The organism is uncultured Mycobacterium sp., assembly GCF_964249325.1.
Lineage (GTDB): Bacteria > Actinomycetota > Actinomycetes > Mycobacteriales > Mycobacteriaceae > Mycobacterium.
The window spans coordinates 1-23,451 of sequence record NZ_CAXUCH010000042.1; the positions used below are offsets into that span (position 1 = coordinate 1).

19 protein-coding genes and 4 pseudogenes (1 of these 23 only partly in view) are annotated in these 23,451 nt (G+C 63.9%); 13 read left to right on the top strand and 10 right to left on the bottom strand.

Annotated features, from left to right (window positions below; translation table 11 throughout):
- Positions 1-3,504: multifunctional oxoglutarate decarboxylase/oxoglutarate dehydrogenase thiamine pyrophosphate-binding subunit/dihydrolipoyllysine-residue succinyltransferase subunit (locus ACFE99_RS07955; protein WP_375484073.1), on the top strand; the 3,504-nt coding region annotated here is incomplete at its 5' end.
- A gap of 62 nt (positions 3,505-3,566) precedes the next feature.
- Here the strand turns inward: ACFE99_RS07955 and ACFE99_RS07960 are convergent.
- Positions 3,567-5,363 carry an MOSC domain-containing protein gene (locus ACFE99_RS07960; RefSeq protein ID WP_375484075.1) on the bottom strand — a complete coding sequence of 599 codons (1,797 nt, stop codon included), beginning with the start codon at positions 5,361-5,363 and terminating at the stop codon, positions 3,567-3,569.
- 206 nt (positions 5,364-5,569) lie between these two features.
- Between ACFE99_RS07960 and ACFE99_RS07965 the strand changes: the two genes are divergently transcribed.
- The 9 genes and pseudogenes from ACFE99_RS07965 to ACFE99_RS08005 all read left to right on the top strand — a co-directional run bounded on the left by ACFE99_RS07965 (position 5,570) and on the right by ACFE99_RS08005 (position 12,190).
- The gene (locus ACFE99_RS07965; protein ID WP_375484077.1) at positions 5,570-6,442 is read left to right on the top strand and encodes an alpha/beta fold hydrolase; all 873 of its coding nucleotides are present in this window, start codon (positions 5,570-5,572) and stop codon (positions 6,440-6,442) included.
- A gap of 63 nt (positions 6,443-6,505) precedes the next feature.
- Positions 6,506-7,189 (top strand): TetR/AcrR family transcriptional regulator, encoded by a 684-nt coding sequence (locus tag ACFE99_RS07970; protein ID WP_375484079.1) that lies wholly within the window; start codon positions 6,506-6,508, stop codon positions 7,187-7,189.
- A gap of 7 nt (positions 7,190-7,196) precedes the next feature.
- Entirely contained in the window at positions 7,197-7,859 is a 663-nt protein-coding gene (locus ACFE99_RS07975; protein ID WP_375484081.1) for a TetR/AcrR family transcriptional regulator, read from the top strand.
- A gap of 230 nt (positions 7,860-8,089) precedes the next feature.
- Positions 8,090-8,959, top strand: coding sequence for a DUF427 domain-containing protein (locus ACFE99_RS07980; protein WP_375484083.1), 870 nt, complete (start codon positions 8,090-8,092; stop codon positions 8,957-8,959).
- Positions 8,960-8,966: 7 nt separating this feature from the next.
- On the top strand, positions 8,967-9,398 hold the full coding sequence (locus ACFE99_RS07985; RefSeq protein WP_375484085.1) for a VOC family protein: 432 nt from the start codon (positions 8,967-8,969) through the stop codon (positions 9,396-9,398).
- Positions 9,399-9,426: 28 nt separating this feature from the next.
- Positions 9,427-10,107, top strand: a complete 681-nt coding sequence (locus tag ACFE99_RS07990; RefSeq protein ID WP_375484108.1) for a haloacid dehalogenase type II — start codon at positions 9,427-9,429, stop codon at positions 10,105-10,107.
- A gap of 63 nt (positions 10,108-10,170) precedes the next feature.
- Positions 10,171-10,776 (top strand): TMEM175 family protein, encoded by a 606-nt coding sequence (locus tag ACFE99_RS07995; RefSeq protein ID WP_375484087.1) that lies wholly within the window; start codon positions 10,171-10,173, stop codon positions 10,774-10,776.
- A gap of 78 nt (positions 10,777-10,854) precedes the next feature.
- Positions 10,855-11,240 (top strand): annotated as a pseudogene (locus tag ACFE99_RS08000) (DUF417 family protein).
- A gap of 125 nt (positions 11,241-11,365) precedes the next feature.
- A complete protein-coding gene (locus tag ACFE99_RS08005) occupies positions 11,366-12,190 on the top strand; it encodes an SDR family NAD(P)-dependent oxidoreductase (protein ID WP_375484089.1) in 825 nt (274 codons plus the stop codon).
- A gap of 57 nt (positions 12,191-12,247) precedes the next feature.
- Here ACFE99_RS08005 and ACFE99_RS08010 read toward each other — a convergent pair whose 3' ends face one another.
- From ACFE99_RS08010 to ACFE99_RS08020, 3 genes and pseudogenes are all read right to left on the bottom strand, one after another.
- Positions 12,248-13,135, bottom strand: a complete 888-nt coding sequence (locus ACFE99_RS08010; protein ID WP_375484110.1) for a glycine betaine ABC transporter substrate-binding protein — start codon at positions 13,133-13,135, stop codon at positions 12,248-12,250.
- Positions 13,136-13,224: 89 nt separating this feature from the next.
- Positions 13,225-13,437: pseudogene (locus ACFE99_RS08015) on the bottom strand (NAD-dependent malic enzyme); the annotation flags it as partial.
- Positions 13,438-13,469: 32 nt separating this feature from the next.
- Positions 13,470-14,459, bottom strand: a complete 990-nt coding sequence (locus tag ACFE99_RS08020) for a malate dehydrogenase (protein WP_375484091.1) — start codon at positions 14,457-14,459, stop codon at positions 13,470-13,472.
- A 206-nt stretch (positions 14,460-14,665) separates the two neighbouring features.
- On the opposite strand from ACFE99_RS08020, the gene corA reads away from it, so the two are divergent.
- Positions 14,666-15,760 carry a magnesium/cobalt transporter CorA gene (gene corA / locus ACFE99_RS08025; RefSeq protein ID WP_375484093.1) on the top strand — a complete coding sequence of 365 codons (1,095 nt, stop codon included), beginning with the start codon at positions 14,666-14,668 and terminating at the stop codon, positions 15,758-15,760.
- A gap of 85 nt (positions 15,761-15,845) precedes the next feature.
- Here the strand turns inward: corA and ACFE99_RS08030 are convergent.
- The 5 genes and pseudogenes from ACFE99_RS08030 to ACFE99_RS08050 form a co-directional block, all read right to left on the bottom strand.
- Positions 15,846-17,019 (bottom strand): annotated as a pseudogene (locus ACFE99_RS08030) (ABC transporter ATP-binding protein); the annotation flags it as partial.
- A gap of 4 nt (positions 17,020-17,023) precedes the next feature.
- Entirely contained in the window at positions 17,024-17,860 is an 837-nt protein-coding gene (locus ACFE99_RS08035) for a carbohydrate ABC transporter permease (protein ID WP_375484095.1), read from the bottom strand.
- Between the two features lie 9 nt (positions 17,861-17,869).
- Positions 17,870-18,802 carry a carbohydrate ABC transporter permease gene (locus ACFE99_RS08040; protein ID WP_375484097.1) on the bottom strand — a complete coding sequence of 311 codons (933 nt, stop codon included), beginning with the start codon at positions 18,800-18,802 and terminating at the stop codon, positions 17,870-17,872.
- The gene (locus tag ACFE99_RS08045; RefSeq protein ID WP_375484112.1) at positions 18,799-20,196 is read right to left on the bottom strand and encodes an ABC transporter substrate-binding protein; all 1,398 of its coding nucleotides are present in this window, start codon (positions 20,194-20,196) and stop codon (positions 18,799-18,801) included. The genes ACFE99_RS08040 and ACFE99_RS08045 overlap by 4 nt, the downstream gene beginning before the upstream one ends.
- Positions 20,197-20,334: 138 nt before the next feature.
- Positions 20,335-20,862, bottom strand: coding sequence for a general stress protein (locus ACFE99_RS08050; RefSeq protein ID WP_324966724.1), 528 nt, complete (start codon positions 20,860-20,862; stop codon positions 20,335-20,337).
- A gap of 131 nt (positions 20,863-20,993) precedes the next feature.
- On the opposite strand from ACFE99_RS08050, the gene ACFE99_RS08055 reads away from it, so the two are divergent.
- Positions 20,994-21,617, top strand: coding sequence for a DUF4190 domain-containing protein (locus ACFE99_RS08055; protein ID WP_375484100.1), 624 nt, complete (start codon positions 20,994-20,996; stop codon positions 21,615-21,617).
- Here ACFE99_RS08055 and ACFE99_RS08060 read toward each other — a convergent pair.
- On the bottom strand, positions 21,595-22,599 hold the full coding sequence (locus ACFE99_RS08060; RefSeq protein WP_375484102.1) for an HpcH/HpaI aldolase/citrate lyase family protein: 1,005 nt from the start codon (positions 22,597-22,599) through the stop codon (positions 21,595-21,597). The genes ACFE99_RS08055 and ACFE99_RS08060 overlap by 23 nt on opposite strands.
- A 23-nt stretch (positions 22,600-22,622) precedes the next feature.
- Here ACFE99_RS08060 and ACFE99_RS08065 point away from each other — a divergent pair.
- Positions 22,623-23,451 (top strand): annotated as a pseudogene (locus tag ACFE99_RS08065) (magnesium transporter MgtE N-terminal domain-containing protein) (it continues 461 nt past the right edge of the window).

Below are 23,451 nucleotides of genomic sequence, written 5' to 3' on the forward strand. Positions count from 1 at the left end.
CCACCAACCCCACGACCCGCACCGGCCAAGCCTTCGGCAACCCCGGCGAAGCCAACTGATAGCAACGGCGCGCCCCCGCCGACCGCCCCGGCGAAACCGGCCGCCTTCGCACCGGCAGAAGGCGACGAGGTGCAGGTCCTGCGCGGAGCCGCCGCAGCCGTCGTCAAAAACATGTCGGCGTCGCTAGAGGTGCCGACAGCGACCAGTGTCCGCGCTATTCCGGCCAAGCTGTTGATCGACAACCGCATCGTCATCAACAACCATCTCAATCGCACGCGCGGCGGCAAGATCTCGTTCACCCACCTGCTGGGTTACGCGCTGGTGCAAGCGGTCAAGAAGTATCCCAACATGAATCGGCACTACGCCGAGGTCGACGGAAAGCCCACCGCCGTCACGCCCGCGCACATCAACCTCGGTCTGGCGATCGACTTGCAGGGCAAGGACGGCAAGCGCTCGCTGGTAGTGGCCGGCATCAAGCGCTGCGAAACCATGCGCTTCGCCCAGTTCGTCACCGCCTACGAAGACATCGTTCGGCGGGCGCGCGACGGCAAACTCACCGCCGAAGACTTTGCCGGCGTGACGGTTTCGCTGACCAATCCCGGCACCATCGGCACGGTGCACTCGGTGCCGCGGCTGATGGCCGGCCAAGGTGCCATCATCGGCGTCGGTGCGATGGAATACCCTGCCGAATTCCAGGGCGCCAGCCCGCAACGGATCGCCGAACTGGGTATCGGCAAACTGATCACACTCACCTCGACCTACGACCACCGCATCATCCAAGGCGCGGAATCCGGCGACTTCCTGCGCACCATTCACGAAATGGTGCTCTCCGACGGCTTCTGGGACGACGTCTTCCGCGAGTTGGGCATCCCGTATGAGCCGGTGCGCTGGCGCGCTGACAATCCCGACTCGGTCGTCGACAAGAACCCGCGGGTTATCGAGCTGATCGCGGCCTACCGCAACCGTGGCCACTTGATGGCCGACATCGACCCACTGCGGCTGGACAACACCCGCTTCCGCAGTCACCCCGACCTCGACGTGCTAACTCACGGCCTGACGTTGTGGGACCTCGATCGCGAATTCAAGGTCGACGGTTTCGCGGGTGCGGAGTACAAGAAGCTGCGCGACGTGCTGTCGGTGCTGCGCGACGCCTATTGCCGCCACGTCGGCGTGGAGTACACCCACATCCTCGAACCCGAACAGCAGCAGTGGCTGCAGCAGCGCATTGAGACCAAGCACGAAAAGCCGACGGTTGCCCAGCAGAAATACATCCTGTCCAAACTCAACGCCGCCGAGGCGTTCGAGACCTTCCTGCAGACCAAATATGTTGGCCAGAAGCGGTTTTCGCTGGAGGGCGCGGAAAGCGTGATCCCGATGATGGACGCCGTCATCGACCAGTGCGCCGAGCATGCGCTCGACGAAGTCGTCATCGGAATGCCGCACCGCGGCCGGCTCAACGTGCTGGCCAACATCATCGGCAAGCCGTACCGCCAGATTTTCACCGAATTCGAGGGCAACCTCAATCCTTCGCAGGCCCACGGCTCCGGCGACGTCAAGTACCACCTGGGTGCCACCGGCATTTACATCCAGATGTTCGGCGACAACGACATTCAGGTGTCGCTCACCGCCAACCCGTCCCATCTGGAGGCCGTCGACCCGGTCCTGGAGGGACAGGTACGAGCCAAGCAGGACCTCCTGGACAAGGGCGATACCGAGGACGGCTACTCGGTGGTGCCGCTGATGCTGCACGGCGATGCGGCCTTCGCCGGGCAGGGTGTGGTCGCCGAGACGTTGAACCTGGCGCTGCTGCCCGGTTACCGCGTCGGCGGCACCATCCACATCATCGTCAACAACCAGATCGGCTTCACCACCTCGCCGGAGCACTCCAAGTCCAGCGAGTACTGCACGGACGTCGCGAAAATGATTGGGGCGCCGATCTTTCACGTCAACGGCGACGACCCGGAGGCGTGCGTTTGGGTGGCGCGGCTGGCGGTGGACTTCCGGCAGAAGTTCAAAAAAGACGTCGTCATCGACATGCTGTGCTACCGCCGCCGCGGCCACAACGAGGGCGACGACCCCTCGATGACCAACCCGGCGATGTACGACGCGATCGAGACCAAGCGCGGCGTCCGCAAGAGCTACACCGAAGCGCTGATCGGCCGCGGCGACATCTCGATGAAAGAAGCCGAGGACGCTCTGCGCGACTACCAGGGCCAGCTGGAGCGGGTGTTCAACGAAGTACGCGAGCTGGAAAAGCATCCCGTGCAGCCCAGCGAGTCGGTGGAGTCCGACCAGATGATTCCCGCCGGGCTGTTCACCGGCATCGACAAGTCGCTGCTCGCCAGGATCGGCGACGCGCACCTCGCGCTGCCAGACGGGTTCAGTGTGCATCCGCGCGTCAAACCGGTGCTGGAGAAGCGCCGGGAGATGGCCTACGAAGGCAAGATCGACTGGGCGTTCGCCGAATTGCTGGCGCTCGGATCAATGGTGGCCGAGGGCAAGCTGGTGCGCCTGTCCGGCCAAGACACCCGTCGCGGCACGTTCTCCCAACGGCATTCGGTGATCATCGACCGCAACACCGGTACCGAGTTCACCCCACTGCAACTGCTGACCACCAACACCGACGGCAGCCCGACCGGCGGCAAGTTCCTGGTCTACGACTCGCCGCTGTCCGAATTCGCCGCGGTGGGTTTCGAGTACGGCTACACGGTGGGCAACCCGGACGCATTTGTCATGTGGGAGGCGCAGTTCGGCGACTTCGTCAACGGCGCGCAATCGATCATCGACGAGTTCATCAGTTCCGGTGAGGCCAAGTGGGGACAGTTGTCCAACGTGGTGCTGTTGCTGCCGCACGGCCACGAAGGGCAAGGCCCCGACCACACCTCGGGCCGCATCGAACGGTTCCTGCAGCTGTGGGCGGAGGGGTCGATGACGATCGCGATGCCGTCGACGCCGTCGAACTATTTCCACTTGCTGCGCCGGCACGCTCTGGACGGTATTCAGCGCCCGCTGATCGTGTTCACCCCGAAGTCGATGCTGCGCAACAAGGCCGCGGTGAGCGAGATCAAGGACTTCACCGAGATCAAGTTCCGCTCTGTGCTGGAGGAACCCACCTACGAGGACGGCATCGGCGACCGGGGCAAAGTCCGTCGCGTCCTGTTGACCAGCGGCAAGCTGTACTACGAGTTGGCTGCTCGCAAGGCCAAGGACAACCGCGACGACATCGCGATCGTGCGGATCGAGCAATTGGCTCCGCTGCCCAGGCGCCGGCTTCGGGAAACGCTGGACCGCTACCCGAATGCCGAACAGCACTTCTGGGTGCAGGAAGAGCCGGCCAACCAGGGCGCTTGGCCACGCTTCGGTCTGGAGCTGCCAGAGTTGTTGCCCGACAAGCTGACCGGGCTCACGCGGATCTCGCGACGGGCGATGTCGGCGCCGTCGTCGGGCTCGTCGAAGGTGCATGCCGTCGAACAGCAGGAGATCATCGACGAGGCGTTCAGCTGAGGCACGAAGCTGAACGCTCGAGGAGCATCCAGCCGTACCTGGCGTTCAGCTGAGATGTGACCTCAGAGGTCCAGAACGAGATTGTCGTCAGGAGCCGCACAACAGATGAGCACCGTGCCCTCAGCGGGTTCTTCCAGCGGCGCCTGAGTATATGTGGCTGTGCCGGCGAGTATCCCGGTAACACAGGTATGGCATACGCCGCTTCGGCACGAGAACCGGGTTGGTACATCGCAGGATTCGGTGAGTTCCAGGATGCTGCGATTGTCCGGCGACCAATTGACGCTGAGGCCGCTGCGGGCGAAGGTGACCAGCGGCCCAGTGCCTGGTGCTCCGTCAGGCGGATGTGGGCGCCTTCGCTGCGCCCCGGGGACAACGCCGGGATTGATGGCCGGCAAGGCGCCGAAAAGCTCGGTGTAGATGCGCGCCGGCTCTATTCCGATGGCGGTGAGGGCCTCCCGCATGGCGTCCATGAATGGGACTGGGCCGCATAGGTAGACGGCCGCTTTGGCAGGCAGCCCGAGCGCGGCAAGCGCCTGCCGGTCGAGACGCCCGCTGGTAATGACGCCTCCGGCGTATTCGCCGGCTGTGTAGTAGACGTGTTGTCGCGCATGGGGAAGAGCTTCGATCAGGCTGGTTACTTCTGCGGCAAAAGCATGTGTCTGACTATTGCGAGTCGTATGCAGCCACCAGACCTGGCGCTGGCTTTTAGCGCCCGCCAGGGCATACAGCATTGCCAATACGGGGGTGGCGCCGATGCCTGCCGAGATCAAGACGACCGGGGTGTCTTCGTCAGTGAGGCAGAAGTCGCCGCGCGGTGCTGCTACTTCTACCACTGAGCCGGCTCCGATATGGCTGTGCAGCCATCGGCTTACCCGCCCATGATCTTCACGCTTGACGCTGACGCGGTACTTCCCAGCGGCGGGATCACCCGAGACTGAGTAGCTGCGCGTCGGTGCCGGGTCGCCAGCGGTGGGGATTCTGACGGTGATGTACTGCCCCGGTAGCGGCACCGGCAACACGCTGTGATCGTCGGTTTCGAGCTCAATCGATAAGACAGTGTCGGTTTCGTGGTGGACAGCGGCCACCCGTAACGGCCGGAATCCGGTCCATCCTGGTTGCGCCCCTGTCGGTTGCGCCGCTGGGATAGTGGACGTCTCGTGTGCTGTGAGCATGTCGCGAAACGACTGGTGCCACCCTGGGCTTAGCGCGGGCACGTCAACGACCTTGTGGAGTTGCTCCATGTCGCGGTTGGGCAGGTACAGCAACGCGTCTACATCGGCGACGCTAAGCTCATGCCGACCGCGGTGTGTCCGAACGATGACGCCGCCCGCCTGCACATGCCCTTCGGTGATCACTCGGAAATAGAATCCCGGGCGGCGGTGCGAGACAAGTAGATTCGGCATCTCTGGTTCGCCAAGGCGCAGGCCAACCCTAAAGCACGTGACACGCGGCTGAGTGACCTCGAACTCAGCGTCGCCGATCCGGTAGCGGTCGCCAATGCAAACTTCACGGTCGCTGAGCCCGGTCACCGTAAAGTTTTCTCCGAAGTGGGCTGGCCGTAGATCGCGACGGCCTAGTTGCGTCTTCCAGTATTCGTACGACTCGGTCTGGTAGACCATCACGGCGCGTTGTTCACCACCATGTCCGGCAAGGTCACCCTGACCATCGCCGTCGATATTGAGCCGACGCACCATGACCGGCCCGTCGACCGGTGTCTTCCAGATTCCGGTGTAGACGGTCTTGTCGCCCCAGGACACGTTTTTGGGCATGCCGACATTCACGGAGATAAGTCGCCCTACCGGTATTTCTTCAAGGCTTCGCGCCGCCGACGACGCGTCACCCGCCATCGAGGTCGTCATCGGGCCGCCTCGCAACCAAAGAGATAAGACTGGGTCAGCCAGCCCAGACTAGACGCACGTAGCGAACGCGTCAACACTGCAGCGTGCAACGGCGGTGCGATTGGACGAACCTATTGCAAACGGTGCTCATAGGTGCATACTGGGACGCATAACCCAGAAAAGTGGAGACTCTTTCCTAATCACTCGTCTCGCTGGAGGACTGACTCATGCCGGCTGTCCATCACCGCTACGCCACCGTTGACGGTCACCGGCTGTTCTTCCGTGAAGCCGGACACCCAGATGCTCACGCGCTGGTCCTCCTGCACGGATTTCCCACCAGCTCGTATATGTTCCGGCAGCTGATTCCGGCGCTGGCTGACCGCTACCACGTAGTCGCTCCGGACTATTTGGGCTTCGGGCTGTCCGATGCCCCAGGGATTGAAGACTTCGATTACACCTTCGACGCCCTGAGCGCCTTGACCGCGGGCTTACTGCGCAACCGCGGGATCGATCGGTACGCGATGTACGTGCAGGACTACGGCGCCCCGATCGGCTGGCGACTGGCACTCAATAACCCGCCTGCGGTCACAGCGATCATCACTCAAAACGGCAATGGCTATGACGCGGGCTTTGTCGACAGCTTCTGGCAGACAGTGTGGGCTTACCATGCCACGCAGACCCCGGAGACTGAGGCAGCGGTGCGCCAGTTTCTCACGCTCGAGGCGACCCGATGGCAATACGTCACCGGAGTACCCGACGAGACGTTGGTCGACCCTGAATGCTGGTACCACGACTACGCGCTGCTATCTCGGCCGGGAAACGACAAAGTGCAACTCAAACTGCTGCTTGATTACGCCACGAACTCACCGCTGTACCCCCGTCTGCACGGGTACTTTCGCGCCAGCCGAGTACCGCTGCTGGCGGTCTGGGGTCGCGGTGACGAAATATTCGGTCCTGCAGGCGCGGAAGCGTTCGCCGAAGATCTCCCCGAGGCCGAGATACATCTACTTGACGGCGGACACTTTCTGTTGGAGTCGACACTCGACGAAGTCACCCGAATGATCCGCGCCTTCCTCGCCAAGGAGTTGAATACAGTCTGACAGCGGTCCGACACAAGTGGGTTGAATAACCCATATTGCGGCTCTAACGGTTAACCTGAACATATGGTTAGCGCCGAGCTGCCGGACGCAGAACGGTTGACTCCCAAGGGACGGGCTACACGCGATCGCATTGTGCAGGCCGCCGCCCAACAGATCCTCACCAAGGGGCTCTCGGCTCTCAGCATGGACAACGTCCGCAGGGCAGCGTCGGTAAGCGGCTCTCAGCTGGCTCACTATTTCGCCGACAAGCAGGCACTGCTGCGTGCGGTCATCGCACGGCAAATCAAGGTGGTACTCGACTTTCACCGCCAGCCCAAACTTCGCGGCCTCGATACCTTCGAAGATTTCGAGCGGTGGGTCGAACTGAACATGCACTATCTGCGGCGCATTGGCTACTCCGGAACACCGACCTACCACGCTCTCGCCGGGCAGCTCGTGAAGTCGGGCGACACGGTACGGGAAGCGCTGGCCGCGGGCTACTGGCAGTGGATCAAGCTGCTCGAGAACGCTATCCAGCGGATGAAGGATCGTGGCCTTCTGATCGCAGACGCCGACCCGCGCGAACTAGCGCTGGTCGTCGTCAGCGCCCATCAGGGTGGCGGCAGCTTGACCTTCACCTACCGCGAAGAATGGCCACACGCCGACGCCGTGCGATTCGCGGTGAACTATCTGCGAATGTTCGCAACTGATCCCGCGGAAAGGGTTCCTCGCCCGCCACTGCGCCCCCGCGGGCGCGAACCAAGCTGAGCCCACCGTGTCTGACGACACCACTGCGCGGTTGACCGCCAAGGGCCTGGCGACCCGAAAGCGCATCATCGACGTCACGGCCGAGCTGATGTTTGAGCACAGCGTAGCCGGCACGAGTGTCGAACAGGTACGCGTCGCAGCCGGTGTCAGCGGCTCGCAGATCTCGCATTACTTCCGCGACAAACGCGACCTGACGCGGCAGGTCATCGATGCACGGCGCAGCGATGTCGTGGCCTTCCACACGCAACCGCACCTGGGCGCCCTCGACAGCATCGACGCGCTCCAAGCCTGGGCAGACGCGTGCACGGCGAACATAGACACGGTCTATCGCCGAGGCGGATGCGTATACGGTTCCTTGGCCGGCGAGCTGTTGGAAGCCGATGAAGATGTGCACCATGATCTGGCAACCGGCTACGAGCAGTGGATTGCGTTGTTTCGCGCCGGACTTACCGCGATGCGCCGCCGCGGCGAGCTTCGGCCCGATGCCGACCCTCGACACCTTGCCGTTGCGCTGGTGGCCGCGCATCAGGGCGGCGCGATGCTCACCTATGCAACCTCCAGCGCAGAACCGCTGCGCAGCGCCGTCAATGCCGCCGTCGACTACGTCCGCTCATTCGCGCCTGAAACCAAGCCGCACAGAGCCTCGTCGCGTCGCAAACGCAAATCGTAGGGCTCACGCACTGGGCCATATGACCCAATCTGTGCGACCTGGAGCCTGGACAACTGGGGCGAAAGTGCGCATAATAGTGGGTTGTACATCCCAGTCGGTGGAGGCCAAGTGAAGGCTTCCGTGCCTCACCACCGCCGTATGCACCACGATGTGCAGCTATAGATCGCGCTGGCGTGGCCCGGCGCTGAGGGGCGGTGCAGAAACGCCTTTCACGAAGGAAGGACAGGACAATGGGTTTGGCATGGCAGCAAGGCCCGCTGGCGACCGGATCGGTCGGACATTTCCTGACACCTCAGCCGCTGCCGGAGCGACTGCTGTTCGCTGAGCCATTACGGCGCCGGATGCGAGTACGCTTCGCCGAGCAATGGATCGCGGACAGCGAAGATGTCGTGCTGCTGCACGAGCCAGGCCGCTACCCCGTCGCGTACTTCCCGACAGGTGATATCCAGCCCGACCTTCTGGTCCCCGAGGACCGAGTCACTGCGCATCGTGACCTGGGAGAGATGAACTGGTTCACCGTTGACGCCACGCAGCGCGCAGCCAACCACGCGGCCTGGCAATTCGCGGCGCTGCCACCGCATGCCGCTGTGCTCGAAGGACGGGTGGCTTTCGCATGGCGCGCCATGGACGCCTTCTTTGAAGAAGACGACCGCATCGTCGGACACGCATCAGACTTCTATCACCGCATCGATATCCGGGCGACCTCGCGGCATCTAATCGTGTGCGATGGCGACCAAGTCATCGCCGATACCCGCCGCCCCCTGGCCCTCTACGAATCCGGTTTCGCGCCGCGATGGTATGTGCCTCGCGAAGACATCGAGGACGTCGCGTTGAAGCCCGTTGAGGGACAAACCTTCTGCCCCTACAAAGGGCTGGCCAGCTACTACAACATCGGCGACCGCAAACGCGCTGCCTGGTGCTATGTCAATGCCTGGCCGGAAGTTGCGCCGGTGCGCAACCTGGTGTCATTCGAACCGGACAAGATCGATGTCTACATCGACGACAAGCAACTTCGCCTTGAGCCCTGCCAGACTGTGGTGTCACACGGCGTCGACCGCGGACTCGATCCCGACGAAATCCTCGAGAAGACTGCGGTCTAGGACCGAGATGAAGGCTCTGTTGGAAGTCGTGGTACTGCCGGTCTCTGATCTGGATCGGTCGCTGCGGTTTTACCGCGATCAAATGAGGTTCGACCTCGACGTCGACTACGCACCATCACCGGAGTTTCGGGTCATCCAGCTGACCCCCCAAGGATCAGGCACATCAATCCAAGTGGGCGTCGGGTTAACCGACTCGGCTCCCGGCTCCGTGCGTGGCCTGTATCTCGTGGTCGCCGACATCGAATTGGCCCGGCTAGAATTGACCGACCGCGAAGTGGCCGTCAGCGAGATCCGGCACAAAGACACCGACGGGGGATGGCGCGGGGGTTACATTCCGGGCGTCGATCCCAATCGCGGTGACTACGCCAGCTTCGCCGACGTTCGTGACCCTGACGGCAATGGCTGGGTGCTGCAGGAACGTGGCTACCAACCGATGTGACCGGGGTCCCGGCGACAACCAGGCATCGTTGGGTTTGCCGTCTGTGCTGGTGTTCGACGTAAACGAGACCCTCCTCGATTTCGACTCGATGGCAGCACTTTTCGCCGCCATCTTTGGTGATCGCCGAGTCCTGCGCGAGTGGATGGGCCAGCTGTTCATGTATTCGATGACTACCACGCTGTCGCGTAATTACGTCGACTACTTGACGCTCGGCCAAGGAGTGCTGCAGATGCTCGCAGCCATTCACGGCGCTTCCGTTACCGACGAGGACCTGCAGCGCCTAAGGGACGGCATGCTGGCAATGCCGGCGTACCTCGACGTAGATGACGGCTTGAGTACGTTGCGCAGGAATGGTTTTCGGCTCGTCACCCTGACGAACTCGCCGCCTAACCCAGATGGGCCGAGTCCGGTCGAGCACGCAGGACTGGGCAGCTTTTTCGAGCAGCAGTTCAGCGTCGACAGCTGTCGTGTCTATAAGCCCGCTTCGCGGGTCTACCACTACGTGGCCCAACAACTCGACGTGGCACCTGGAGAATGCATGATGGTAGCCGCGCATGTCTGGGACACTGTGGGAGCCCAAAGCGCCGGCTTCAGCTCGGCATTGATCGCCCGTCCCGGCAATGCGCTGCTCCCGGTCCATGGTCTCCCCCAACCAACCGTTGTTGCGGCCGATCTGAACCAGTTCGCCCATCAGCTCAGCAACACATGATGTTACGAGGCGGTCGGAAACAATAGCTTTGGCGCGGTGAGAGCGAGGGAGCGGGAGGTAACGGTGGCTGCGGGACGAAACAGTCCAGACCGGGTACTAGCGTTCTCCGACGCTGTGTTCGCGGTGATCATCACAATCCTGGTCCTCGCCCTCAGACCGCCCAGGGCCAACAGCTTCAGTGCGTTGCTGCCGCTGTGGCCGACAGGTCTGAGTTATGTGGTCAGTTACCTGTTCATTGCAATCGTGTGGGTCAACCACCATCACTTGCTCGGCTATGCGGATGTGGCGACGCCTCGGCTGATGTGGTGGAACTTCGCGCATCTATTCTCAGTGTCGCTGATCCCGTTTACCACCGAGTGGATGGCCGCTAGCAGGCTTGCCGCCGCCCCCGTGGCAGTGTATGCGGCGGTATTCGTTTTCGTGAACATCACTTATCTCGCGCTCTGCTGGGAAGCGGTCGATCGGCCTGCGCACGAGGACATCCCGCAGCACATGCGACGGTTGCTGCGAATGAGATCCTTCGTGACGATCGGCGTATTCGCGGCCGCGGCACTGGTCGCACTCGTAAGTCCGGTAATAGCGATGGCATTGATTTGTTTGTGTCTGATCGGCTACGTGAGGCCGGACATACCCGCGACGAAAAGCGAAGCCAGCACGCATGAGCATTAGGCCAACGGCTTTGCGGCTCAAGGAATCGGATAAGCGGTCGGGATGGTGATCGGCGGCACTGTTACAGAAGCTTTTGGCATGCGGTGGAATTACTTGACCATGGTTGGCGGGACAGTCAGCCGTTATGGCCTTGTAGTGGTGCTGGCGTGGATCGGTTTTGGCAAGTACGTCAAAATGGAAAGCCGGGTACTCATCGAGCACAGCCCGTTGATGTCGTGGGTTTACCACTTCCTCAATGTTGGCGCCGTCGCGGCTGCGCTCGGTACCGCTGAGATTGTCGCGGCGGTTCTTATCGCTGTCCGGCCACTGTGGCCCAAGCTCTCTGCCGTGGGCAGTGCGCTGGCTGTGGTGTTGTTCCTGGGAACGCTGAGTTCCTATTCACAACCCCCGGGGTCGTCGCTACCCATGTGGGCCCCATCCCGGTGCTCACGGCACAACCGGGCCAGTTTCTGCTTAAGGATTGAGTGCTGATCGGTGTGGCCATATGGAGCCTCGGTGACTCACTCGCGCGGACCCTCGCAGGGCCCCTGCAGGGCATACCCCGGTACCGATTAGCCTCGTCAGCAGCCAACTCACGAGGAGCGTGTCCATGGAGGGGTTTGCCGGGAAGGTGGCCGTGGTCACCGGCGCCGGGTCGGGCATCGGCCAGGCGCTGGCCATCGAGCTGGCCCGCTCCGGTGCCAAGGTGGCGATCAGCGACGTCGACACTGAGGGACTGGCTCAGACCGAAGAACGGCTGGCAGCCACCGGTGCCCAGGTCAAGGCGGACCGGCTCGACGTGACCGAGCGCGAGGCGTTCCTGGCCTACGCCGACCAGGTCAACGAGCACTTCGGCAAGGTGAATCAGATCTACAACAATGCCGGCATCGCCTTCAGTGGCGATGTCGAAGTCAGCCAGTTCAAGGACATCGAGCGGGTGATGGACGTCGACTTCTGGGGCGTCGTCCACGGGACCAAGGCCTTTCTGCCGTATCTGATCGCCTCGGGTGACGGCCACGTCATCAACGTCTCCAGCGTTTTCGGCTTGTTCTCGGTGCCCGGCCAGGCCGCCTATAACTCGGCCAAGTTCGCGGTGCGCGGCTTCACCGAGGCACTGCGCCAGGAGATGGTGCTGGCCGGTCACCCGGTAAAGGTGACCACAGTGCACCCCGGCGGTATCAAGACCGCGATTGCACGCAACGCCGGTGCCGCCGAGGGACTCGACCGGGAGAAACTGGCCGAGGTGTTCGACAAGCGGCTAGCGAATACCAGCCCGCAACGCGCTGCCCGAATCATCCTGGAAGCGGTGCGCAAGAACAAGGCGCGCGTGCTGGTCGGTCCCGATGCCAAGATGCTTGACGTGCTGGTGCGGTTGACGGGTTCCGGATACCAGCGGCTGTTCACTCCGGTTCTCAGCCGCATGCTGCCTCACTGACTGGGGTCGATGGCCCGGCTCCTCCTCGGGCCTCTCCCGGCCCGCATCGCCGCCGCGCTAAGAACGCCCGAGGGGGTGGTCGGCCAGCCACGCGTCGGCCAGCGCCTGGGCGTTGGCGCCCTTGGCGACTTGCCGGCGCATGTCGACCAGCGCGGCGGTGTCGAGCACTCCGGCCACCTCGTTGATGGCGAGTACTTGCCGGGCAGTCAGCTCGTTGCGGCGATACAGCGGCACCACGTTCTCCGCCTGCACCAGCGCCGGTTTGCCGTCGGCCAGCATAACGAGATCGGCGGGCATATCCGGTGCGGCGGTGCTGCTCCACGCCGCGGTCAGCTGCCCGGATCGCAGCGCAGCGAACATGCTTGTGTCATCGCGGAATTCCCGCGGCGAAGGTAGCCGGCACCGGCTGATCGCCAGCGGTGTCGCGACACCCGCGAGCGCCCCGACGACGAGCCCGCCGCAGTGCCGCGGCAGCTCGCTCAGGTCGTTGCCTCCCCAGGCCTTCGCCGTGGATTGGCTGACCACCAACGCTGGTTTGTCCTCGGCGGCGGTGGCGTAGTCGCCGGCGGCGATGCCCTCAGGTAGCGCGCCAAGCAGCGCGCGGTAAACCTGAGCATCGGAGCGCACGGTGGCGCCAGGCTGAAACTTCTGCAGCAAGCGACCGGTGAAACCGGGGACCACGTCGGCCGCCCCGGAGTCCAGCATGCTCAGCGGATCGGCTGCCGACTCGACGCGCGCCGGGAAACCGTAGGAGCGCAACGCCCCGGCGTAGATATCGGCCAGCAGCACCGATTCGGAGTCGGGAGCCGACCCGACCACAAGCTCACGCACCGAGTGGCGGGCATGGTTACCGTGACCACAGCCGACCACCGCCAGCGCCACGGCGATCGCCAGCGCGGCGAAGCCGGGCGCAGCGGGTCGCCGCGCGAAAACCCTCGCGACGATCACCCCGCGGTATCTGAAGCGGCCGCCACCGCGGCGGCGACCATCATCTTCTGGGTGATCCTGCCGGCCCCCACGTCCAGCGCGCCACACGTGTAGCGGGCTCCCCGGGTGTGGTTGGCGGCAATCGCGCGGCTGACCTGAGCAACACCCGGGGTATCGGCGACTGACGGTGTGCGCTGGGTGTCCAGCGGGGCCTTGAGCGCCACGGAAAGCTTCCCCGCTACGTGGGCCTCGAAGATCTCCTCGTTGCCGATGAGGATCTGGGGGCGCTCGTCAGTAGGCGTTTCCACCGTGTGCGGCACGATCTCGAGCACGGTTTCCCAGGGTACTGGCGTCAGATCAGACCGAGTTCCGAAACCGCGCTGCGCTCGTCGGCGAGCTCGGCGGTCGACGTGTCGATCCGGCCGCGGGAGAACGCGTCGATCTCCAAGCCCTGGACGATGGTCCAGCTGCCGTCCTTGGTGGTCACCGGGAACGAGGAGACCAGGCCCTCCGGTACGTCGTAGGAGCCGTCGGAGACGACGGCCATCGATACCCAGTCGCCGTCGGGGGTGCCGAGCAACCAGTCGCGGGCGGCGTCGATGGTCGCCGACGCCGCCGAGGCGGCCGAGGACGCGCCGCGGGCGTCGATGATCGCCGCGCCGCGTTTGGCCACGGTCGGAATGAAGTCGTTCTCGATCCACGCCTGGTCGCCCACGACCTCGGCGGCGTTCTTGCCGCCGATCTCGGCGTGAAAGACATCGGGGTATTGGGTCGTCGAATGGTTGCCCCAGATCGTCATCTTCTTGATGTCGGTGACCGCAGCGCCGGTCTTCTTGGCCAGCTGCGCGATCGCCCGGTTGTGGTCCAGCCGGGTCAGCGCCGAGAACCGCTCCCGCGGGATGTCGGGCGCGTTGTTCATCGCGATCAGCGCGTTGGTGTTTGCCGGGTTGCCGGTCACGCCGACCCGGATGTCGTCGGCGGCGACGTCGTTGAGGGCTTTGCCCTGCGCGGTGAAAATGGCGCCGTTGGCCTCCAGCAAGTCGGCTCGTTCCATGCCTTTGGTGCGTGGCCGGGCGCCGACGAGCAGGGCCAGGTTCACGCCGTCGAAGATCTTGGTCGGGTCGGCGCCGATCTCCACGCCGGCCAGCAGCGGGAACGCGCAGTCCTCGAGTTCCATCACGACACCCTCGAGCGCCTTCAACGCGGGCTCGATCTCCAGCAGACGCAGCTCGATCGGGCGGTCAGGGCCGAGCAGCGCGCCGCTCGCCAGGCGGAACAACAGGCTGTAACCGATCTGGCCGGCCGCGCCGGTGACGGCCACCTTCAGGGGAGTTGTGCTCACGTCAGGTGCTCCTTGGGGCAGTTTTGCGTCGGGTCGAAACTAGCGCACCGGCAAGGACCTGAGTTCTCGGGCCTGAACTCGTCATGCTTCGCCGTGCCGAGCGGCTCACGGTCATTCGCGCCGGCGGCTGATGGGGCGCTGACGTGTCAGCGCGCGTACCATGGACCGGCGCCGATCAGACCTGCGCGCGACGGGAGATTGACCCGATGCCATCGTTTCGCACCTCACTTCGGCCGGTGAACCGCTCCACATTCGCTGAGCCGGACGTCCGGCCGGCGCCCGTTCCGGTTGCGGACGCCATGGTCGACTGCGGCGTGTACGTCGACGGGGTGCGGCTACCTGGGCCGTGTACCCATGCCGACGCGCTGACCAAGGCGCGTGAGATCGAGCAGACCGGCCAGGAAGCGTTTGTCTGGATTGGCCTGCATGAGCCCGATGAGCGCCAGATGCAGGATGTGGCAAAAGTTTTCGGACTGCACCCCCTGGCTGCTGAAGACGCTGTCGTCGCACACCAGCGCCCCAAGCTGGAGCGTTACGACGAAACCCTGTTCCTGGTCCTGAAGACCGTCAACTACGTCCCTCACGACTCGGTGGTCCTGGCCCGCGAGATCGTCGAGTCCGGCGAGATCATGATTTTTGTCGGAAAGGACTTCGTGGTCACGGTCCGGCACGGTGAACACAGCGGCCTTTCCCAGGTGCGCAAGGAAATGGAGGCCGACCCTGAACAGCTGCGCCTAGGGCCCTACGCGGTCATGCACGCCATCGCCGACTACGTGGTCGACCACTACGTGGAGGTGGCCAACCTCATCGAGACCGACATCGACAACCTCGAGGAAGTCGCGTTCACGCCGGGGCACCAGATCGACGTCGAACCGATCTACCTGCTCAAGCGTGAAGTCGTCGAACTACGGCGATGCGTCAGCCCGCTGTCGATCCCGTTCCAGCGCATGCAGTCCGAGCACAAGGATCTGATCTCCAAGGAAGTGCGGCGCTATCTGCGCGACGTCGCCGACCACCAAGCGCAAGCCGCCGACCAGATCACCAGCTACGACGAAATGCTTACCTCGCTGGTGCAGGCCGCGCTGGCCCAAGTCGGCATGCAGCAGAACATCGACATGCGCAAGATCTCGGCCTGGGCGGCAATCTTGGGTGTCCCCACGATGATCGCCGGCATCTACGGAATGAACTTCAAGTACATGCCCATACTCCACTGGTATTGGGGCTACCCGGTCGTAGTCAGCGTGATGGTCATTGTCTGCGTGATCCTGTACCGCAACTTCCGACACCGCGACTGGCTCTAACACCCTGAGCAGACGCAAAAGCCTCCAATTCGTCTCGAAAACGGGGACTTTTGCGTCTTCTTGGCGAAGGGACGCCCGCGTCACTCAGGCGGTGGGGCAATGGTCAGGTTGACGCCGGAGTCGGCGTCGAAGACCGAGAGTTTCAAAGTGTCACAAGCCAATTCGAGCGACTGTCCTTTGGCTGCCTTGGACTCGTGGGGGACGCGCGCGACGAACTGGCTTTCCTTCCCGTCCGATTCTTCCGCCAGTTCGGCAAGTTGAGCCGAGTGCACGTCCCACCCTGCGGTGGTGAAGTACACGTACTTGTCGGCGCCCAGCGATTCGACCATGTCGACTTTTACCTCGAAGGTCAGCGCCTGAAGACGTTGGTAGGCGTCGATCAGCGCGGCATCGGCAAGATGCTCGGGCCGTATCCCGACAATGACGTTCTCCGGCTTGGGGTGCTGGGCGATCACGTCAAGGACAGGCTGGGTCAGCGTCACCTCCCCGAACGGCAGAGTCAGCCCGGTCGGGGTGAGCGTAGCCGGAAAGAAGTTCATTGCCGGCGAGCCGATAAACCCGGCGACGAACAGGTTGACCGGCCGCTCGTAGAGCTCGTCGGGAGTGCCGATCTGCTGTGCCACACCCCCGCGCATCACCACCACCCGGTCGCCCAGCGTCATCGCCTCGGTTTGGTCGTGGGTCACGTAGACGGTGGTGGTGCCCAGCCGTCGCTGCAGCCGCGCGATCTCGCCGCGCATCTGCACCCGCAGCTTGGCATCGAGATTCGACAACGGCTCGTCCATCAGGAATGCCTTGGGATGCCGCACAATCGCCCGCCCCATGGCGACGCGCTGGCGCTGTCCACCCGACAGTTGCGAAGGCTTACGATCCAAAAAATCAGTCAGGTCAAGGATTTTCGCGGTCTCCTCGACCTTCTCAGCGATCTCCGCCTTCTTCTTCTTCTTCGCCAAGGTCAGCGGGAAGGCGATATTCTGCCGCACCGTCATATGGGGATAGAGCGCGTACGACTGGAACACCATCGCGATGTCGCGGTCCTTGGGCGCCTTGTCGTTAACGCGTTTACCGTCGATGCGTAATTCTCCCGAGGAAATATCCTCCAGGCCGGCAATCATGTTCAGTGTCGTGGTCTTACCGCAGCCAGAAGGCCCCACCAGGATGACAAACTCGCCGTCGGCGATGGTAATGCTTAATTCCTTCACGGCCATCGCGCCGTCGGGGTAACTCTTGGTCACCCTGTCCAACACAATCTCGGCCATCGAGCTATCCCTTCACCGCACCTGAGGTCAACCCGGCAACAATCCTTCGTTGGAAGATTAAAACAAAAACGATAATCGGGATCGTGATGACCATCGCGCCGGCCGCGATGGAACCGGTTGGCTCCTCGAATTGCGAACTGCCGGGAAAGTTGACTATCGCCACCGGCGCGGTGATCGATGCTTTGGTGGCCGTCAACGACAACGCCAGCAGTAGGTCATTCCAGGCGAAGATGAACACCAGGATCGCCGCGGTGACGATCCCCGGTGCGGCCAGCGGGGCGATCACCTTGCGAAACGCCTGGGCGGGTGTGGCGCCGTCCATCTTCGCTGCCTTCTCCAGATCCCACGGGATCTCCCGGAAAAACGCCGACAGCGTGTAGATGGCCAGCGGCAACCCGAACGTGATGTACGGGATGATCAACCCTGGCCAGGTGTTGAACAGGCCCAATTTGCGTTCGATATTGAAAATTGGTGTGACAAGCGATATTTGGGGAAACATGGCGATCAAGAGGGCCGCGCCGATGAGCAGTCTTTTGCCGGGGAATGCCAGCCGGGCTACCGCGTAGGCCGCCATGGCGCCAATAACGACCGCGATCGCCGTGGTGATCAAACCGATTCCGATCGAGTTGATCAACGCCGAAGTGAAGAAATTGCCGTGGAAGATAGCCCGATAGTTCTCGACGGTCACGGCCGACGGGATCAACTTGCCATCCTTGACCGTTGACGTCGGCTTGAGCGACAGCGACAGGATCCACAGCACCGGTAACAGCGCGTACAGCACCACCAGGGTGTCAATGACCGCCCAGCTGACGGCACGTCTGGCACCGACCCGCTCAGCCATGGCTTCCTCTCATGCCCGTTCGCCGCCATCCGCACCGGGCGCCGAGGCGCCGAACACCTTGACGAAGAGGAACGCGATGATGGCTACGCAGCAGAAAATCAGCACCGATATCGCCGATCCCAGACCCAGGTTGAAGCCCCGGAACAGATTGTCATAACCCAGGATTGACACCGATTCGGTGTTGTTGGAGCCGCCGGTCAGCACGTAGATGTTGTCGAAGATCCGAAACGCGTCCAGCGTCCGAAACAGCAGCGCCACCAGGATCGCCGGTTTCATCAACGGCAAGATGACTTTGGTGAGCCGCCGCCATGCCCCGGCGCCGTCGACTTGGGCGGCCTTCAACAGATCCTCAGGCACCAACGCCAGCCCGGCCAGCAGCAGCAACGCCATGAACGGGGTGGTCTTCCACACCTCGGCGAGGATGACGATGCCGAGCGAGGGAATCTGCTGGGTCAGCGGGGCACTGCCTTGCGGCAACAGGTTGGCCAGATACCCGGTGCCCGGTGTCCACGCGTAGTACCAACTGTATGACGCGGCCACTGTGACGATGCCGTAAGGAACCAGAACGGCGGTGCGTACCACGCCCTTGCCAAAGATGGTGCGGTGCATCACCAGCGCCAGCGCCAGACCCACCACGAACTCGATCGCCACCGACATCACCGTGATCACCAGCGTCACCACAAACGCGGTCCACCACAGCCGGTCGGTCAGCACGGTCTGGTAGTTGGCCAGGCCGATAAACCGTGTGGAGGAAGGAGTGGCGAAGTTGTAGCGCTGCAAGCTCAGCCAGACGGCGTAGCCGACCGGATAAGCCGTCACCGCCGACATCAAGATCACCGCGGGCGCGATGAGCAGGAACGCCAGCCGCCGTTCGGACTTGCGGGATTCGGTCGGGGCCGTGCGGGTTGCGGCCGCCGACCGCTCGGCGACGGTCGCCGTCATGGGATCAGCCCTCTGCCGTCGACAGCCTTTTGCACCTGCGCGGTGAGCGCGTCGGCCGCGCGCTCCGGCTCGATGGCGGTGATGGGAGCCAACGTTGAGGAGATCCGGGTCGATACCGCCTGATACAGCGCAGTGGCGGGCCGAACGGCGGCGTTGGTGAGTTGCCGGCGGATGATGTCGTACTGCGGGTACTTCGCCTGAAATTGCGGGTCGGAATACAGCGAGGTGCGCACCGCGGGCAGGCCGCCGCGGATCGACAGATACTTCTGGTTCTGCGGGCTGCGCAGGCAGCGAACCGCTTCGAATGCCTGCCCCTTGTGGCGGGTCGTCTTGGCCACCGCTAGGTTGAGCCCGCCGATCGTTACCGTGGCCGGCTGACCGGGCTGTACGCCGGGATACGGCGCGAACCCGAACACGTTTTTGCTGGCTTCGTAAGCGGCGCGGTATTGCTGATCGATGGGCGTGAACATGCCGATGCCGTTGATGCTTCCGGCTAGGTCGGGGTTCTGGTTGAGCGGCAGGAACGACACCCCGCCCTTCACAGCGTTCTCGAGCATCGACGGCAAGACGAATGGCCAGTTGACTTCCAAAGCGGCCCTGCCGGCTTCGAGCGCCAACCGCGCGCTGCTCTCGTCGGTCTGCGTGATCGACGGGTCAGCGCCGGGCGCGGTCGCCACCGCTTTCATGATCTGCAGCGCCTTGACGGTTGCGGCCCGGTGCGCTGCCGTGTCGGTCAGCGTGACGGTCTTGCCGTCGTCGGAGAGCACCTGACCACCGGCGCTGGTCAGCAAGGTGTTGAACCACACCACAAGTCCCTCATACTGCTTGGCCTGCGCCGCAATCCAGCTGGGTTTGCCCGCCGCGTGCAGCCGAGCCGCCTCGGCCACCATGCCGTCCCACGTCGTCGGTGGCTGGTCCATCAAATCGGCTCGGTACCAAAGCAATTGAGTGTTCGTGGCGATCGGTGCGGCGTAGAGCCGGTGCTGCCGCCTGGCCGTGGCAAGCGGACCGGGCAACGTGTCGGCGTTGGCGTCGGATTCGGCGAGTCTGGCCGGGTCGTCGGAGAGCGGCAGCGCCCAGCCCGCCTCGGCGAACTCCGCGGTCCAGATCACGTCGAGGCCCATCACATCCAGCGTGCGGTCGTTGCCGGTGATCCTTCGGGCCAATTGCAGCCGCTGGTCGTCGGCCGACCTGGGCAAACTGATCTGCTGGATGGCGAAGCGCCCCGCTACCTGGTCGGTGCAGCGCTTGGCGATCGCGGTGTAGGTGCCGCTGTCGTCGGCCGGCGTGTAGAGGCTGATCACCAGTCCGCCGCTGCCCCGCCCACAGGCCAAAAGCAGTGACGCCGTAGTCAGTGCCGCCGACGCAACTGCGCATAGCCGCCGTGCGCGCACGCGACGACTTGCCACCACACCCGCCTCTCTTCGTCGGGGACTATCCCGCTATCCGCGCCAGAACCGTAGAGCCAGCTGCGCGCGATTTGCAACAGTTGCGGCGGGGTCGCGCGTTGGGGCAATGGGCAGGGTTAGGCGTCAGATCGCCAGGCGGGCCAGCAAATCTCGCGCCCGTTCGGCGTTCTGCGGATCGCACAGCACGTCGTAACGGCCCGCCACCAATTGCATTGTCGAGCTGAAATCCCGTGTCCCGCGGGCCATCGCGTAGGGAACAGCGGAGGTGATCAACCCGAAGAAGACACCGGCGACCAGACCGGTGCCCAACGCTGCCCACGGGTTAGGGCTGAAGAACCCAAGCACCAAGCCAATGAACAGGCCCAGCCATGCGCCGGTGAGCATGCCGCCGCCAAGCACTTTGGGCCAGGTCAACCGGCCGGTGACCCGTTCGACTTGCATCAGGTCGACCCCGACGATCGTCACCTGCTCGACCGGGAATTCCTGCTCGGACAGGTAGTCCACGGCTCGCTGCGCCTCGGCATACGTGGGATAAGACCCCACCGGCCAGCCTTTGGGCGGGGTCGGCAGGGCAGGCACGCCACGCCGACTGGCGGCGGGGCTGCCGGATGTCGCGCCGGGAACCTGTCCGGGCTGGAAGGGGCTGGTCATCGATCCTCATTCTCCTTTGCGCGGGCCGTCATGTTCGCCGCGTCGTCATCTTCCCCAACGTGCCGAATCGGCGGTTGGTGCCCACGGTCATGACCGCACATGCCACCAGTTCATAGGCTAGGTTGAGACGCATGACAACTCCCGGTGGCGGTTCCGGCGAGAACGCGCACGACGACGCCAACAGGCCTCAATCGACCGGGCAGACACCGCAGCCCGATCAGGGCGCTTCCGGCGAGCCAGCGTACTCGGGATACGAGCCGCGACCGTCCGGGTTCGAGCCGCCATCGACGCCGTCGGGGTATCCACCGCCGGCTTATCCGCCGCCCGGTTACCCGCAGGGCGGTTACCCCCCGGCGGGCGGTCAATCCCCGTCGGGCGGCCCGCCGCCTGGGTATCAGGACGCCTCCGGCTACGGCGGCCCGTCGTACCCGCCGGTACCGCCGGAATATGGCTCTTCGGCAGGTGGCTACGGCCAGCCATATCCGGGTGGTTATCCAGGACCGGAATACCCGGGCGGCTACGGAGCGCCATCGCAGTCGGGGACCAACACGCTCGCGATCGCCTCGCTGGTTTCGTCGTTCATCGGGTTGCTGTGCGGGATCGGTTCCATCGTGGGCATCGTGCTGGGGGCGGTGGCGCTCAACCAGATCAAGCAGACCCGCCAACAGGGCTACGGCCTGGCGGTCGCCGGCATCGTGGTCGGCGTCGCCACCCTGCTGGTGAGCTTGATCGTCACGATCTACGCGCTGCGTTAGCGGGCTGCTCGCCATCGGTCGGTGGCACGAAGGGACCAGACTGGCGCCGCATTCCCGCCGCGCGGCCTTTAGCCGCGACGACCAGCGCCATCTTGCGGCTGGCCTCGTCGATCATCTCGTCGCCGAGCATCACCGCGCCGCGCGCACCGCCGGCAGCCGAGGTGTGCCATTCGTAGGCCTCCAGCACCAACTCGGCATGGTCGTATTCGTCTTGGCGGGGACTGAAAATCTCGTTGCCCGCAGCGATCTGATCCGGGTGCAACACCCATTTGCCGTCGTAACCGAGTGCCGCCGACCGGCCCGCCACCCGGCGGAACGCCTCGATATCGCGCACCTTGAGGTATGGACCGTCGATCGCGGCGACGCCGTGGGCGCGGGCGGCGACCAGGATCGTCATCAGGGCATGGTGGTAGGCGTCTCCGACGTCGTAGCCCTCAGGTTGTTCGCCGACGACACGGGTGCGCATGTTCAGACTGGCCATCAAGTCGGCGGGGCCGAGCACCAGCGCCTGCACCCGCGGCACGGTCGCGATGGCGTTGATGTTCGTCAGACCCCGGGCGTCTTCGATCTGCGCGTCGATTCCGATGCCACCGACAGGCAGTCCGTGGACCGTCTCCAGCTGGGTCAGCACCAAATCGAGCGCCTGCACATGCGAGGCGTCGGAGACCTTCGGCAGCACCACAACGTCGAGCTGGGCGCCGGGTGCGGCGCCGACTGCCGACACCACCTCGATGAGGTCGGCGTGGGTCCACGGCGTGGTCCAGTCGTTGACGCGAACACCGCGCAGCTGCCCGGCCCATCCCGGCTCGCCAAGCGCCGCGGCCACCCGGCTACGGGCCGAGGCCTTCGCATCCGGTGCAACGGCATCTTCCAGGTCGAGGAAAACTTCATCGGCAGGCAGGCCTTTGGCCTTCTCGATCATCTTTTCGCTGCTGCCCGGCACTGACAGGCAGGTCCGGCGGGGTCGATAGGCGATGTTCACGCTTCACTCCTACCCTTTCCTCCATGACGTCCGTCAACAGGGTCTACGTGGCACGGCTGGCGAAAATGCTGGTCCTGGGCCCGCTCGGCGAATCTCTCGGGCGGGTCCGCGACGTCGTGATCAGCATCAGCATCGTCCGTCAGCAACCCCGCGTCCTTGGGCTGGTGGTCGAATTGGTGACGCGGCGCCGGATCTTCGTGCCGATGCTGCGGGTCGCGGCGATCGAGCCACACGCGGTCACTCTCAACACCGCGAATGTGTCGCTGCGCCGCTTCCAGCAGCGGCCCGGCGAGGTGCTGGTGCTGGGCCAGGTGCTCGACACCCGGGTGCAGGTCAACGATCCTGACTTACCTCAGCTGGCTGACACCGACGTCGTTATCACCGATCTCGGAATCGAGCAGATCCGGACTCGCGACTGGATGGTGAGCCGGGTCGCCGTGCGGATCCCGCGGCGGCTGGGCCGGCGTGCTGCGGTACATGTCGTCGACTGGCACAACGTGGTTGGTCTGACACCGTCGGCGTTGGCGATGCCGGGACAAGCGGTGGCCCAACTGCTGCAGCAGTTCGAGGGGCTGCGACCGGTGGAGGTGGCGGACGCCATCCGCGAACTGCCACCGAAGCGGCGCTATGAGGTGGTCAACGCCCTCGACGACGACCGTCTGGCCGACATTCTGCAAGAACTGCCCGAGGACGACCAAGCGGACCTCTTGAAGCACCTAGGCACCGAACGCGCAGCCGATGTACTGGAGGAAATGGACCCCGATGACGCCGCGGACGTGCTCGGCAGCATGAATCCGGCCGAGGCCGAAATGCTGCTGGGTCAAATGGATCCCGGCGAATCGGACCCGGTGC